At 73.1% G+C, this 14,214-nt stretch carries 9 protein-coding genes and 1 pseudogene; 3 read left to right on the forward strand and 7 right to left on the reverse strand.

Features of this window, described 5'->3' with window-relative positions; all coding sequences use genetic code 11:
• Positions 1 to 372: 372 nt before the first annotated feature.
• The 3 genes from PINTE_RS25000 to PINTE_RS06625 all read right to left on the reverse strand — a co-directional run bounded on the left by PINTE_RS25000 (position 373) and on the right by PINTE_RS06625 (position 1,826).
• Positions 373 to 936, reverse strand: a complete 564-nt coding sequence (locus tag PINTE_RS25000) for a pentapeptide repeat-containing protein (RefSeq protein ID WP_084343325.1) — start codon at positions 934 to 936, stop codon at positions 373 to 375.
• On the reverse strand, positions 933 to 1,193 hold the full coding sequence (locus tag PINTE_RS06620; RefSeq protein ID WP_217996519.1) for a WhiB family transcriptional regulator: 261 nt from the start codon (positions 1,191 to 1,193) through the stop codon (positions 933 to 935). The genes PINTE_RS25000 and PINTE_RS06620 overlap by 4 nt, the downstream gene beginning before the upstream one ends.
• A gap of 288 nt (positions 1,194 to 1,481) precedes the next feature.
• Positions 1,482 to 1,826 carry a hypothetical protein gene (locus tag PINTE_RS06625; protein ID WP_157087116.1) on the reverse strand — a complete coding sequence of 115 codons (345 nt, stop codon included), beginning with the start codon at positions 1,824 to 1,826 and terminating at the stop codon, positions 1,482 to 1,484.
• Positions 1,827 to 1,987: 161 nt separating this feature from the next.
• Between PINTE_RS06625 and PINTE_RS22595 the strand changes: the two genes are divergently transcribed.
• Positions 1,988 to 2,128, forward strand: coding sequence for a hypothetical protein (locus tag PINTE_RS22595; protein WP_157087117.1), 141 nt, complete (start codon positions 1,988 to 1,990; stop codon positions 2,126 to 2,128).
• Positions 2,129 to 2,140: 12 nt separating this feature from the next.
• Positions 2,141 to 2,824: pseudogene (locus PINTE_RS06630) on the forward strand (MBL fold metallo-hydrolase); the annotation flags it as partial.
• Between the two features lie 52 nt (positions 2,825 to 2,876).
• Here PINTE_RS06630 and PINTE_RS06635 read toward each other — a convergent pair.
• Positions 2,877 to 5,030: an ATP-dependent DNA helicase UvrD2 gene (locus PINTE_RS06635; protein ID WP_068427717.1), complete on the reverse strand. Its 2,154-nt coding sequence runs from the start codon at positions 5,028 to 5,030 to the stop codon at positions 2,877 to 2,879.
• Between the two features lie 282 nt (positions 5,031 to 5,312).
• Positions 5,313 to 6,323, reverse strand: coding sequence for an NAD(+) diphosphatase (nudC, locus tag PINTE_RS06640; protein ID WP_084343323.1), 1,011 nt, complete (start codon positions 6,321 to 6,323; stop codon positions 5,313 to 5,315).
• Positions 6,324 to 6,418: 95 nt separating this feature from the next.
• Here nudC and PINTE_RS06645 point away from each other — a divergent pair, with 95 nt between their 5' ends.
• Positions 6,419 to 8,803, forward strand: a complete 2,385-nt coding sequence (locus tag PINTE_RS06645) for a phosphotransferase (RefSeq protein WP_068427719.1) — start codon at positions 6,419 to 6,421, stop codon at positions 8,801 to 8,803.
• A gap of 109 nt (positions 8,804 to 8,912) precedes the next feature.
• Here PINTE_RS06645 and PINTE_RS06650 read toward each other — a convergent pair whose 3' ends face one another.
• Positions 8,913 to 12,560, reverse strand: coding sequence for an ATP-dependent helicase (locus tag PINTE_RS06650; RefSeq protein WP_068427721.1), 3,648 nt, complete (start codon positions 12,558 to 12,560; stop codon positions 8,913 to 8,915).
• On the reverse strand, positions 12,557 to 14,214 hold a 1,658-nt coding region (locus PINTE_RS06655), incomplete at its 5' end, for a PD-(D/E)XK nuclease family protein (protein WP_169798475.1). The genes PINTE_RS06650 and PINTE_RS06655, both read right to left, overlap by 4 nt.

Genomic DNA, 14,214 nt, shown 5'->3' on the forward strand with positions numbered 1-14,214 from the left:
TACCGCTGGGAGCGGTCTACGGTCTCGCGCGCGGACCGCATGGCGACGAACGAGCGCAGCGGCCCTACCGCCTGAGCCTGTGCGTCGGCGGCAGTGACGACGGAGGTCACGTCGGCGCTGCGGCGCGCGGTCGACGTGTTGCGCGCCACGGCGAGACGGAGGCGATCGAGCGTGAGAACGGTGTTGGGTCGGGCGGGTGCAGGCATGCGCGTGGGTTCCCTCGATGACTGAATGTGGCGGCGTAGGGCGGCGTACCTACGGACGCGGTGCCGGCGCGCGGCCCCCGAACACCACGCGGAAAACTCAGAACCATGTCCCGGTACTGCATGACAGGTTATCCGGAGGCATATTTATGGCGCAATGCATGTCGTATCAATGTGATTCGCGATGTATCCAACAAGAGCGCATCAGTGTGACATCGCGCGGAACGGGTCGAGCCGAAGCGCTCGACCCGTCCCGATCCACGTTGGCTGCGATGTGCACCCTCAGCCCCGCTGCCAGGGCCCGCGAAGCCAGAGTTCTTGCTGGTGGCGGTCCTGCATAGCGATCTCGCGGGCGGGTCGGCTCGCCCGGGGTTCGGGAGGGCGTTCGGGCGCGGGCCGGCTGAACCGGGCCCAGAGATGGGTGAACATGTCGATCTCCAGAGGGAGAAGTTCGCACAGAGTTCTGTGCATCAGTATTGAAGGCCGCCTGAAGCGAGCCTCGGCGCAAGCAACCCACGTGGTCGTCTCGGATCGTGGTCAGGTATCTCGCGGTCGGAGGCCGCAACGAACCCGCCTCGGGCCACATCCCGGCGACCTCGTGACGGCCCGGGGATGTTTTCGGGTCACGCCACGTTCGGGTCAGGCGCGTTCGGGTCAGGCGCGTTCGAGTCAGGCGCGTTCGAGTCAGGCGCGTTCGAGTCAGGCGCGTTCGAGTCAGGCGCGTTCGAGTCAGGCGGCGTTCGGGTCACCGAGGCGGCTGCGCGCGGGCGTGCCGTCCTTGCGGGGTCGACCGCGCGGGCGCTTGCGCGCCACGACGCTCCCCTGCACGAACAGCTGTCCGCCCCAGACGCCCCACGGCTCCCGCCGCGCGAGCGCGCCGTCGAGGCACTGCTCCTGCAGCGGGCAGTGGCCGCACAGCGACTTCGCCCGCTCGACGTCCTCGGGACTCTCGGCGAACCACAACTCGCCGTCGTGCTCGCGGCACGGCAGCTCCGCGAGTGGATCGCTGGTGACGAGGTCGGCGACGCCGAACGTGTCGACTCCGCGCTCCGGTGCCCTCTGGGTCACGGTGGTCGTTGTCACGGGCGTCACCTCCTTCTCGCCGCGGTGGCGGCGGGTCGTCCTGGCGGGCGGTCTCGTCGAGGCCCCGGAGTTCGGGACCTTCGGGCGAGCGACTGCGCTGGTCATTACCTGCTCTTTCGGGCGGGTGCGCTGCCTCGCGGATGACGAAGGCCGCGGACCCTGGCGGGTTCCGCGGCCTGGAGGTGAACGGTCGAGCTAGACGATGCTCGACACTCGCGATCTCCTGCGAGCCGGGTCGAAACCCTTGGTCGTGTACGTGGTGTGGGCAAAAACGCTGCTGCCGGCGCCGAGCGACCAGCTGGCCGCGGTCGCCGTGGCCACCGACTCAGCGAGCTCGGCGGACGCAGCGATCTCGGCGGACGCAGCGATCTCGGCGAGCCCGGTGCGCTCGGCACCTGCCGGCATGGCCTGCGCCGGCGTGCGGTCGACGCGCTTTCGCGCCGTAGCCCCGGCGGGGCCTTCGGCCATCGGTGCGCGATCGAGCGAGGCGGGAGCGACGGGGGCCGGACGGTTCAGCGTCGGCAGGGAAATCGTGATCATCGGTCGCTCCTCCTCTCGGTGCATCATGAACGTCACAGGCGCTGCACGCAGGGCCGTGACCAGGACGGACCTTAGGCTAGGCGAGGCGGTCGCGGCGGTGCAACGTATTTATTCCGCGACTTCGCGCGGGCTCCTCGAACGAGACTCGACAGGAGGCGACGGTGACGACGATCGTCCCGATCCGCACGGGCACCATCCGTATCCGCCCCTCTCACCGTGCCGGCGACATGGGCCTGCCGGTGTGGCGGCGGCGGCTGACGATGCTCACCGACCGCGACTGGACGGAGCCGCTGCCGATCTAGACGTATCTCGTCGACCACAGCGAGGGCTTGATCCTGCTGGACTGCGGCGAGACCTCGCGCGCCGGCTTCTTCCCCTGGTGGCACCCGTTCTTCCGGTTCGCCTGCGACATCGCGATCGAGCCGGGCGAGGAGATCGGGCCGCAGCTGCGAGCGATGGGCATCGACCCCGGCCGGGACCTGCGGGCGCTGGTCCTGTCCCACCTGCACCACGATCACGCGGACGGCATGGAGCACTTCGAGGGCGCCCGGATCGTGGTGTCCCGGCAGAACTACGCGGCCTCGCGCGGCCTGCGCGGTGCACTGCTCGGGGCGGTACCCTCGCGCTGGCCGGCGTGGTTCGAGCCGGAGCAGATCGACATGCGTGAGCCAGGGGTGCCCGGGTTCGACGGGTCCGTGGCGTTGACCGACGACGGCACGGTGTTCGCGGTGCCGACACCGGGGCACATGCCCGGGCACCTGTCGCTGGTGGTCCGCACGCCGAAAGTCACGTACTTCCTCACCGGTGACGCCACCTACGACGAGGATCTGTTGCGGCGTCGCATCGTCGACGGGCCCGCCTCCGACATCGGCGAGTCGCTGCGCACGATGGACGCCATCAGCACGTTCGCCCGGTCCGAGCCCACCGTGCTGCTGCCCGCCCACGACCCGCTCGCCCACCGGCGGCTCGATGAGCGCCGCGTCCTGATCGACGCGTGACCAGCCGACGGGAGCCGCGCCACCCGTGCGAGGGCGGGGCCGGACCGCCTCCTCAGCCGTCGGCCTGGACGGCGCCGACGACGGCCTCGCCGCGTAGCACGGCCAGCACCGCTTCGCCGTGCTTGGCCAGCTTCGTGCCGCTCACGCCGCTGATGCGGGCGAGGTCGGCGAGGTCGGCGGGTTCGCGCTCGGCGATGGCCACGAGGGTGGCGTCGGTGAAGACGACGAAGGCGGGCACCTTGGCGCGGCGGGAGACCTCGAGCCGCCACGCCCGGAGCCGGTCGAAGGTCTGTTCGTCGTAGGCCGGGGGGCAGTCCGCGCAGCGGCCGATCTTGCGTGCCGCGGCGTCGGACAGCTCGGCACCGCACCCGCGGCAGCGCGCCGGCACCCTCGGGCGTTCCGCCCGGCCTCGGCGACTCTGGCCGCCGGCCGAGGGCGCCGCGGCTCGCTCTGGGCCGCGCACCGACTCCCCGAGGATGCCCACGGCCGGGGCGAGAAACCTGGACGGCACCCGATTGGGTCGCCCCCCGGCCGCGCGGGCCGCCGCCCACGACAGGGTGAGGTGTCTGCGGGCGCGGGTGAGGCCGACGTACAGCAGGCGGCGCTCCTCCTCGATCTGCGCGGCACCCCGCGCCATCGAGATCGGCAGGAGGCCGTCGCTCGCGCCGACGAGGAAGACCGCGTCCCATTCCAGGCCCTTCGCGGCGTGCAGGCTGGCGAGGGTGACGCCGTCGACGCGGGGGGCGTGGGCGGCCGCGGCACGTTCCTCGATCTCGCCGATGTAGTCGCGGAGCCTGGCCTGCGGGTTGACGCGGCACAGGTCCTCGGCGAGCCGCACGAGCGCGGTGAGCGACTCCCACTGCTCGCGGACCGCACCCCGGCCGGTGGGCGGCGTCGGGGTCCAACCGGCGCCGGTGAGCACGTCACCGACGAGCCGGGGCAGCGGCGTCGTCCCGTCGTCGGAGCGGGCCGCACCCCGCAACAGCACGACGCCGCGACGCACCTCCTGGCGGGCGAAGAACCGCTCACCGCCGCGCACGAGATAGGGGATGTCGGCGGCTGCGAGGGCCGCTTCGATCGCCTCCGACTGACTGTTGGTGCGGTAGAGCACGGCGATCTCCGCCGGCGGCACACCAGCGGAGATCAGGCCACCGATGGCGGCGGCCGTGCCCTCGGCCTCCGCGTCGTCGTCGTCGTAGCGGCGTAGCTCGGGCTGCGGACCTGCCGCGTTCACGGCCGTCAGCTCGACGCCGGCGTGGGCGCCCCGACGGGTCGCGATGACCGTGTTGGCCAGGCCGACGATCTGCGGGGTGGAGCGGTAGTTGCGCACGAGTCGCACGGTGCTGGAGCCGGGGTGGCGGCGCGGAAAGTCGAGCAGGTGGCGCGGAGAGGCGCCGGTGAAGGAATAGATCGTCTGCGCCGGGTCACCAACGACACACACGTCTGTGCGGTCTCCGACCCACAGGTCGAGCAGACGCTGCTGCACGGCGTTGACGTCCTGGTACTCGTCGACTACGAAATGGCGGTACTGCTCGCGAATGCGGGCCGCGATGTCGCCGCGCTCGCGCAGGATGCCGACGAGCAGCAGCAGCACGTCTTCGAAGTCGATGACGCCGCGCTCGGCCTTCACCTGCTCGTACTCGGCGATGAGTCGGGCCATCGCGGTGACGTCCATGCCCGGCGGTTCGCGCCGGGCCGCGCGGGCCGCCTCCGGATAGGTCTCGTGGGTGAGCATGCCGACCTTGGACCACTCGAGTTCGGCCGCCAGGTCGCGGATCGCGGCGCGATCGAGCCGCAGCTGCAGACGACCGCCGGCCTCGGCCACAAGGGCCGCCTTGTGCGCGGCGACCTCCGGGGCGGCTCCCCCGACGGCCTGCGGCCAGAAGTAGTGCAACTGCCGCAGGGCGGCGGCGTGAAAGGTGCGGGCCTGCACGCCGCGGGCGCCGAGTTCGCGCAGCCGCGTGCGCATCTCCCCCGCCGCTCGGGCCGTGAACGTCACGGCGAGCACGCGCTGCGGCACGAGCATGCCCGCGGCGACGCCGTACGCGATGCGGTGGGTGATCGCGCGCGTCTTGCCGGTTCCCGCGCCCGCCAGCACGCACATGGGGCCGAGCGGCTGCTCGGCGACCGCCCGCTGCTCGGGGTCGAGCGCGGCGAGCAGGCTGTCGGGGTCGGCGGTGCTCGTCGTGAGCCGTTCGACCGGCATGCCGGGCCCAGCCGGGGCGACCGGAACCGCCGGCGCGACGGGCGTAACCGGCGAGCCCCGTAGGGGCGCTGGATTGCCGGTCGGGCGGGAGTCGGGTCGCTGGGCCATCACCGGCGATCCTCTCAGAGCGCCCGGGCCGACGCGCGCACGGCGCGGCTTGCCCGCCGGACGACCCGATGCGCGGTGACCGCACCCGCGCAGCAGATCTCGGGGGGCGTCACTGCCTCCGATGGAACGGCTGGGAACGGCTGGGAACGGATGGGAACGGCTGGGACGGTCGCCTCAGCGTCCGCTGCTCGGCGGGCCGTCGAGGTGCGAGGCGTCGGGGCGGTGGAACGGCACTTCGCGCTGCGGCGTCAACGGCTCCCCGAACCACCCCTCGATGAGGCGGCGCGCGATCGACAGGCGCCCGGGCAGGCCCAAGGTGCCGTCGGCGACGACGGCGCGCAGCTGCTCGCGGGTGTACCACTCCGCGGCGGCGATCTCCCCGTCGTCGATGCGCAGGTCCGCGGTGCCGGCGCGGGCGGTGAAGCCGAGCATGAGGGAGGCCGGAAACGGCCAGGGCTGGCTGCCGACATACTCGATGTCGTCGACGGCGAGGCCGACCTCCTCGGCGACCTCGCGGGCGACGGCCATCTCGAGTCGCTCTCCCGGCTCGACGAAACCCGCGAGCACGGAGCGGCGGTTCCGCGGCCACGCGGGTGCTCGGGCGAGCAGAAGGCGGTCGTCGGGATCGGTGACAGCCATGATGACGGCCGGGTCGCAGCGCGGATAGTGCTCGGAGCCGTCGGCCTCGCAGCGCCGCACCCACCCGGCGTGCGTGGCGACGGTGGGCGCGCCGCAGCGCGGGCAGCACGGGTGGTTGCGATGCCACCCGGCGAGCGCCTGAGTGGTCAGGTATGCCTCGAGCTCTACGCCGGGAAGGCGGTGCCCGATGTCGCGCAGCCCGAGCCGCACGGGTTCCGCGGCGCCGGGCGCGCCGGACGCTCCCGCAACGTGGCCGGGCTCGCCGGGTTCGCGCGGCTCATCGGTGACGACGGCGACCCAGGCGGAGCCGGTGTCGTCACGACCGAGGAAGAACGCGAGCCCGGGGTGCGGATAGGCGGAGCCGGGTCGCAGGGCGAGACGCGTGCTCCTAGCCGCTCCATCGAGTGAGGTGTCGATGAGGGCCCCGTCGGAGGACCAGTCGACAACGCGGGTGGCGGGGTCGGCGAGCAGGTCGGCGATGAGGCCCTCGCGCAGCCGTTCGTCGGCACAGCGGTCGAGGTAGGCCGTCCACGGCTGGGGAACCATATGCGTCACACTCCCACACGACGCGGGCCGGCCACGTCGGCGCCCCGCCCGCGCGGTGAGCGTGCGTGCGAGCGGGACATGGATACCGTGGGGCGGTGACACGTTCGGCCTGGACCCTCGCGGCGCTGGCGGATGCCGCCGTGCCCGGATTGCGACCGCACCTCGTCGAGGAGCTGGTCGACCGCGTCGGGGAACGCTTCCGGGTGGGGTTCATCGAGGGCGCCGAGGGCGGTCGCTGGGTGGTGCGGGTGCCGACGGACGCGGTGGCCACGGCGCAGCAGGAGGAGTCGTTCGCCCTGGCGGAGATGCTCACCGGGCGACTGCCGTTCGCGGTGCCGGAGATCACCGGCGTGGCGCCGCTGCGGGACGGGCGGCGCGCCGTCGTCTACCCGCTCATCACCGGGCGCTGCGTCGACTTCACGTTGCTGCCCCCGGGACCGGGGCTGACGGCCGGCATCGCCGCCGCGATCGCCGCTGTGCACAACCTGGACCGGCGCTTGTTCGAGGAGGCGGGGGTGCCGGCTTACGAGGCCGACGACCTGCGGCGGCGCCGGCAGTCGGATGTCGACCGTGGTGCTGCGACGGGATTGGTGCCGACGGGCTTGTTGGCGCGCTGGGAGCGGATGCTCGACGACGTGTCGTGGTGGCGGTTCGCGCCGTCCCCGGTGCACGGACGGCTGCAGGACGACCACGTGTTGCTGCGTTTCGGCGACCCGGCGGACACGGCCAGCGCGCAGGTGGTCGGCATCACGAGTTGGGAGAACGCGCAGATCGCGGACCCGGCTCAGGACCTGGCGGCGCTGCTCGCGTTGTGCCCGTCGGACGCGGTGGACACGGTCGTCGAGGCCTACGCCGGGGCGCGGCACGAACTCCCCGACCCACACCTGGCCGACCGGGCCAGGCTGTTGGCCGAGCTGGAGTACCTCACGGAGCTGTTGACGGCGCGGCGGCTCGGCGACCGGCGGCACCTGACGCAGGCGACCGAAGCCCTGCGCCGCCTCGACGATCTGGTCTCGATGGGGCACGGCGGCAATCGCAGCGGCACGGCCGTGGACCGGCTCCCGGTGGATTTCGAGCCGGATCCCTCCGGCGCCGATGAGCTGTATCAGGCGGGCGGCCCGACCCGGCGCCTCGGCGAGCACGGCGTTGTGCACGAAAAGCCGGGCAGGGCCGGTCAGCAGTCGCAGGCGACAGCTGCACCGGGCGAGCCGCAGGTGCCGGGCGAGCCGCAGGTGCCGGGCGAGCCGCAGGTGCCGGGCGAGCCGCAGGTGCCGGGTGGCGAGGTCACGCCGGAAGCAGCATCGACGGCGGCGCGGGAGCCCGAGTCTCGGGAGGATTCGGGGGATTCGCCGTCCGACTCCGAGTGGAATGACCGGGAGGCGACAACTCCGCTGCCCGTGAGCGCGGCCGACCGCGCGGAGACGTCACGACCGCATGGGCCTACCCCGACGGCTCCGCTGCCGATCGCGCGCGACCAGGCGAGCGACGAGGCGAGCGAGCACATCTCCGCGGCGGACCGCGAGGACGAATCGATCGACCGCCCCGAGACGGTCGAGACCGGCGCCCGGACAGCACCGTTCCCGGCCGTCTCGGACGAGCGCGATGGATACGGGAGCGTCGAACTCGAAGCGACCGTGACGGCACAGCCCGACGTCCCCACCGAACCCGACCTCTCGACCGAACCCACCACCACGGCCGAACCCACCAACACGGCCGAACCCACCACCACGGCTGAGCCCGACGTCCCGACCCAGCGCGCCGTGACAACGACATCGAGTCCTCGCGGCGAGGCGGGGCCGGCCGAGCCCTCGCCGGTACTACTCGACGACAACGGGACGGTCGAGCCTTCCTCGGACCGGGACTCACCTGGCCCGACGGATCGCGACGAGCGGCACGAGACGCATGGAGTTCGAGAGGCGTATCGCTCGCGCCAGGCCGACGTCGTGCTACCGGCGGATTCGGGCGTCGAGATCGGCTACGAGGACGACGACATCGTCCCGGTGGTCGACGAGCCCGACACCGCGCCGACGGATCTCACCAGCGAGCACGCCCCAACAGCTGCGTCGACCGAGTCGCCCGACTCCGCCGCGTCCGGGCCCAGTCCACGACACCAGGACCGCGGGCACATCGGTCACATCGAGCAGGTCGAGCAGGTCGAACAAACCGAGTACGTCGAGCAAGCCGACCGCGTCGATCAAGCCGGGTACGTCGATCAAGCCGGGTACGTCGAGCACGCTGAGTACGTCGAACAGATCGACGTCGTGGAGCACGCCGAGGCGGCGCCCCGTGACGACCCGGACCACGTAGCCGATGATCAGCACGACGTCCACGACGTCCATGACGACGAGCCGCCCCGTCCGCTGACCCGGCTCGAGTTGGCCGAACAGCGGGCAGCCAACCGCCGGCGCATGTCCGCCGACCCACGGCAGTCCGATCGACGCCTCCAGCAACGGCCACGCTCCCCACGACGGGGGCGCTGACGGAAGTCGCGGGGCGCGCTGACGGTCACTGACGAGGCGCTGACCGACGCCGACCGACGCCCGCAGACGCCCGGAGTCCGCGCAGTGTCCGGACAGCCGGAACGGTCACCTAGCCATCGGGCTCACCCCCTGTTCGCAGGGCAGCCACGTACCGTCGCAGATCGTGCTCGGCGTCCTGCGCGCGCGGCGGGTACACCGTCTGGCCGGTCGCCGCGTGGTAGAATGCGGCCGCCACGTCGTCGAGGGCCAGTCCGGCCAAGCGGGCATAGGCGAGCCGGTAGGCGCTCAGCTGCAGCGTGCGTGCCCGCAACCGGTCTGCAGTGGTCGGTCGCGACGACTTCCAGTCGACGATGACGACGCCCCCGGCGTTGCGAGGATCCGGGAAGACCGCGTCGATACGTCCCCGCAACGGCACCCCGTCGATGACGGTCTCGACAGGCAACTCGACGGCGACCGGCTCCCGGGACGCCCATTCGCTCGCGAGGAACCGTGCCTTCGCCTGCTCCAGGTCGGGGCCGAGTTCGTCGTCCGCCGAGCCGGGCAGGTCGTCGAGGTCGACGATGGAGGCCTTCCCGTAATGCTGCTCGATCCACCGGTGCAGCTGGGTGCCGGCCCGGCGCCCGCGAGACGGCCTCGACGGCACAGGGCGGCGAAGGTCGGCCACGAAGCCGTCGGGGTCTTCCGCGTAGCGCACCAGCTGCGACGTGGACAGGTGCCCCGGCATGAGTCGGGCCGCCTCGTCGTCGAGCTCACCGACGGCACCGGGCTCGCCGGGCTCACCGAGGTCGCCGGGTCCACCGGGTCCACCGGGTCCACCGGGTCCACCGGGTCCACCGGGTCCACCGGGTCCACCGGGTCCACCGGGTCCACCGAGATCACCACGATCGCCAGCCGTCTCGCGGCTGCGTGCCCGCCGGTCCAGCTCTCGCCGTTCGATGAGCAGGTCCGCCTCGCGCAGGAGAGCGTCGGTCTGCTCATCGAACTCGTCGCCCACGGCCGGCGGCGGCGCGTCGCCGGAGCGGTGTCGGCGAACGAGGCCAGCCGCCGCGACATGGACTGCGGCCCGCCCGGCATCGTCGTTCGAGACGGGCCACAACGCCACGGGGGCGCTGTCCTGCAGTGGGTTGGCGATCGACGGATCGTTGGTCGCGGGCATCTCGACCCAGTCGAGCATCTCGACCTCGGTCGAGACGGTGTCGAGCAGCTCGGTCAAGAAACGCGAGGTCACCCTGGGGCTGCCCGCTTCGGCCCAGACGGACGCCGACAGGAGCACTTCGTGCCGGGCCCGCGTCAGCGCGACGTAGGCGAGCCGTCGTTCCTCCGACAGCGCGTGGCGCCCGCCCTCTTGCGCGAAGTCGTCCAGCTCGGCCTCCAGATCGTTCATCGTGGCGCTGGACCGCCAACCGAGCACGGGCAGCGCCGCGGCGTCACCTCGCAGTTCGTACGGAATGCGGTCGAGCCCGGTGACCCACCCGCGGTCCTTGGGCGGCCCGAGCACCCAACGATCTCCCTCGGGGGTCGACCGACCGAACCGGTACGACGGGAAGGAACCCTCGAGCAGCCCCGGGATCGCCACCACGTCCCACTCGAGTCCTTTGGCCGCGTGCACGGTCAGCACCTGCACGCAGTCGTCACTGGCGTGTGAGGCCGGGGTCTCCAACCCTCGTTCCTCGCTGCGAGCCACCTCGAGCCACGCAAGGAAACCATCGAGCCCGGGCCGGTCGGCGGCCGCCTCGAAATCGCGGGCGACGTCGGCGAAGGCGTCCAGATGCACTCGAGACGTCGCCCAGTCGGCGCCCGGACGGGCGGCGACCTCCACGTCGAGGCCGAGGGCCTCCTCGGCGACCCGCACGATGTCGGACAACGGCTGATCAGCGGCGCGCCGCACCACGGCGATCGCCGACTCCAGCTCGTGTAGGCGGCTGCGAGCCGGTGCCGACAACCACTGCCCGTCCGGCCCCGTCCACCCCGGCGGCGGGAGCCGGTGCACGGCCTCGATGATGCTCGGCGCGTCGTGCACCTCCCCCACCGGAACCTCGATGGCCTCACGTGCCTCACGTGCCTCAGGTGCATCAGGGGCCGCTTCCGCCGTGTCTGACCTGCCCCTCTCGCCCGACTCGTCCGGCTCGGCGGGCGTTCGCGGCGAGCGGTGCAGGCGTCGGGTCCAGGCGGCGAGTGCGTCGAGGTCGGCGGCGCCGAGGCGCACCGCGGGACCGGTGAGCAGCCGCATCAGCATGTCGCCGCGGGCGGGGTCGGCCGCCACCCCCAGCAGGGCGTGCAGGTCGCCGACCTCCGGAGTGAGCAGCAGACCGCCGACGCCGACGACCTCCACCGGCAGCCCGCGATCGCGCAGGGCGTCGACGACCGCCGGAAACTGGGCCCGCCGTCGGCACAACACCGCGGCGCTCGCGCCCGACCGGCGCCCGTCGGCGTCGGAGGCCCACCAGCGTTGGGCCACCCAGTCAGCCACCCGCTGTGCCTCCTCCACGTGCGTCAGTTCGCGCGACGCCCAGAGCCGCCCCGGCCCCGCAGCCGGGGCCGGCACGAGTCGCGCCACGTCGACGGGCGACCCGCGACGCAGCGGCTCCGCGAGCGTGTTGGCGGCGTCGAGGATCGCCACGTCGTTGCGCCAACTCGTCGACAGCGGGAGCGTCGGCACCCCGCGGCGGCCGGCCCCGAACCGTTCGGTGAAGGCCGACAGGGTGGTCGCGCTCGCCCCGCGCCACCCGTAGATCGACTGGTTGGGGTCTCCGACCGCCATGACCGGCACCGGGTCGGACGCGGCCGGGTCGGCGAACAGCGACTCCAGGAGCCGGAGTTGGGCCTCGCTAGTGTCCTGGAACTCATCGAGCAGCACCACCGTGTGCCGGGCGCGCTCGGCAGCGGCGACGTCCGGGTAGCGCTGCACGAGCCGCGCGGCGAGCGCCATCTGGTCGGCGAAGTCGAGGCAGTCCCGGCGACGCTTCAGCGCGGCATACCGCTCCAGCAGCGGCAGGATCGCTCGCTGGCCACGGGCGTGCGCGAGCAGCGCCGCCACCTGCGCCGGCACCCCGCGACGACGACCTCCGAGGGGCAGCCCGGCCACCCGCTCCCCCAGGCCCGACAGCACGGCCTCGACGTCGGCCGGCGCACGCAGATGCTCGGCCAGTTCGGCGCTCAACGCGAGCACCGCCTGGGTGATCGTCGACTCGGCGGCGTCGAGGCCGTCGAGATCGCCGTCGTACGTGGTCACCGCCTCGTGAGCCAACTGCCAGGCCGCGGCCTGGGTCAACAGTCGCGCATCGTTCTCGACCCCGAGCCGCAACCCGTGGTCGCGCAACAGCCGCCCCGCGTAGGCGTGGTAGGTCGAGATCGTCGGCGGTTCCGCGGTCGTCAGCCCCGATGCGCCCGGTGCCTCGGACGACCCGGGCAACTCGGATGGCCCGGACGGCCGCTCGTCGACGGCCGCCCCCGGCGCCTCGGCGGCAGGCGTCCACAGGCCGGTGGTCTGCAGGCGTCGCAGCCGACGTTCGATGCGCTCAGCGAGTTCCCCGGCTGCCTTACGCGTGAACGTCAAGCCGAGGACCGAGCGCGGCGCGACGTGCCCGTTGGCCACCAGCCACACGACCCGGGACGCCATCGTCTCGGTCTTGCCCGAGCCCGCGCCGGCGACGACCAGCATCGACGCGGGAGGGTGCTCGATGATGCGGGTCTGTTCCGGGGTCGGCGGCGGCTGCCCCAGCGCCCGCGCGATCGCGTGCGCACCGGCGCCGGTCACAGCATCCACCTCGTCGCCAGCAACGGGCAGGAGTCGGCCGCAGGGCAGGTTCGACAGCTCTCGGAGAGCCGGGCCTCGAAGCGATCCGCGGCCATGCCCTCGGCAACCTGTGCCAACAGGTTCTCCGCCCACCCCGGTTCGGGGTCGCGGTCCAGCGAGTCCTGCACCTGCAGGGTCACCTGGGCGCCCGCCGCACGCCCCAGCTGGAGCAACGCGGCACCGGCGGAGTCGGCGCCGTGCGCCGCGAACGCACCCCGGTTCACGGCCACCTGGTAGGCGCCCAGCTGCGGCAACCGCGGGACCTCCGCGCGAGTCGGTTTGCCGGCTCCGGTCTTCAGATCGACGACACGCAGCCGGCCTTCGGAGTCGCGCTCCAGCCGGTCGACCCGACCGCGCACGGTGGCGCGCCCGACCTCGACCGCCGTCGGCAGTTCCCGCCCGACGACCTGCCACCCGTCGTTGCGCGCCTGCGCGTCGTAGCGGGCGAGCCGGCTGAGCATCGAGCGCGCCAGGTCGTACTGCCGCCGCACGAGCCACCCGTCGCCGAGCCCGAGGCGGGCCCACCGCGCTTCCAGCGCCGTGTGCAGCGCCGACTCGTCGCCGTTGTCGACCTCGGCGGCGATCTCGTGCACGAGGTTGCCCACCGCGACCGCCGTCGACTCGTGGGTCGACTGGCCTCCGCACGAGGTGAGGAACCAGCGCAGGCCGCACCGCGTGAACGCCTCCACCCGGGACGGCGAGACCGACACGTGCTCGCCGGCCGGACGCACCGGGCGGTCGTCGGTCACCTCGTGCCCCGCCCACCACCGATCGGGATCCGCGGCCGCCACCCCCGCCTCCGCGAGCCGGGAGAGCCGCTCGGCCAGCGCGGCCCGCACCCGCTCGTCGGTCTCGGTGAGGAGCCGGCGGCGCAGATCGGCGACCACGCCGCTCTCGGAGAAGGGGCGTTGAGCCGGGGCCGTGGCGCGACGGGTGTCGGGGTCGTCGACGGGGTCGATCACGTCGAGGTAGGCCGACGGCCGGGTCTCCTCGTCGCGGACGGCGGTCACGACGAGCCGTTCGGTGGCGCGCGTCACCGCGACGTACAGGAGCCGCGCCTCGTCGTGACGCACCCGCCGAACGCGGTCGGCGTCGGCCTCGGTGTCGCGGCCATCGAGGACGTCGAGCAGTCGAGGGATCTGCAGCGCGGAGCCGCGTGGCCGCAGATCGGGCCACACGCCGTCCTGCACGCCCGCGAGGACCACCGTGTGCCACTCGCCACCGACCGCCCCGGCCGGGGTGGTCAACGTCACCTCCCCGGCGCGCGCCCGGCGCGCCGCGAGGCTGTCGGCCGCGATCTCCTGCTCCGCGACGTGCTCGAGGAACCCTTCGGGGCGGCTTCCCGGCAGCCGCTCGACGTACCGTGCGGCGGCGTCGAACAGGGCGCACACCGCGTCGAGGTCGCGATCCGCCCGCGCCCCCGCCGGACCCCCGCGCAGGGCTTGGGAGCGCCACGTCCGCTCCAGCCCCAGACTCGACCAGATGGCCCACAGCACCTCGTCGACCTCGACCTGCGGACGCGCCCGGGGAGGGCCCGGCCGGTGCTGCGCCTGCGTCGTCTCCGGCTCCCCCGCCTGCTCGCGCTCGTGCGGCGGCTCCGGTGGCGCCAGGGCGG

The organism is Piscicoccus intestinalis NBRC 104926 (assembly GCF_001515525.1).
Classification (GTDB): Bacteria; Actinomycetota; Actinomycetes; order Actinomycetales; family Dermatophilaceae; genus Kineosphaera; species Kineosphaera intestinalis.

Bases quoted from the DNA above. Each gene is read 5' to 3' on its own strand.
- PINTE_RS06625 (WP_157087116.1), bottom strand. From the start codon at position 1,826: ATGATCACGATTTCCCTGCCGACGCTGAACCGTCCGGCCCCCGTCGCT.
- PINTE_RS06635 (WP_068427717.1), bottom strand. From the start codon at position 5,030: ATGCCGGTCGAACGGCTCACGACGAGCACCGCCGACCCCGACAGCCTG.
- nudC (WP_084343323.1), bottom strand. From the start codon at position 6,323: ATGGTTCCCCAGCCGTGGACGGCCTACCTCGACCGCTGTGCCGACGAA.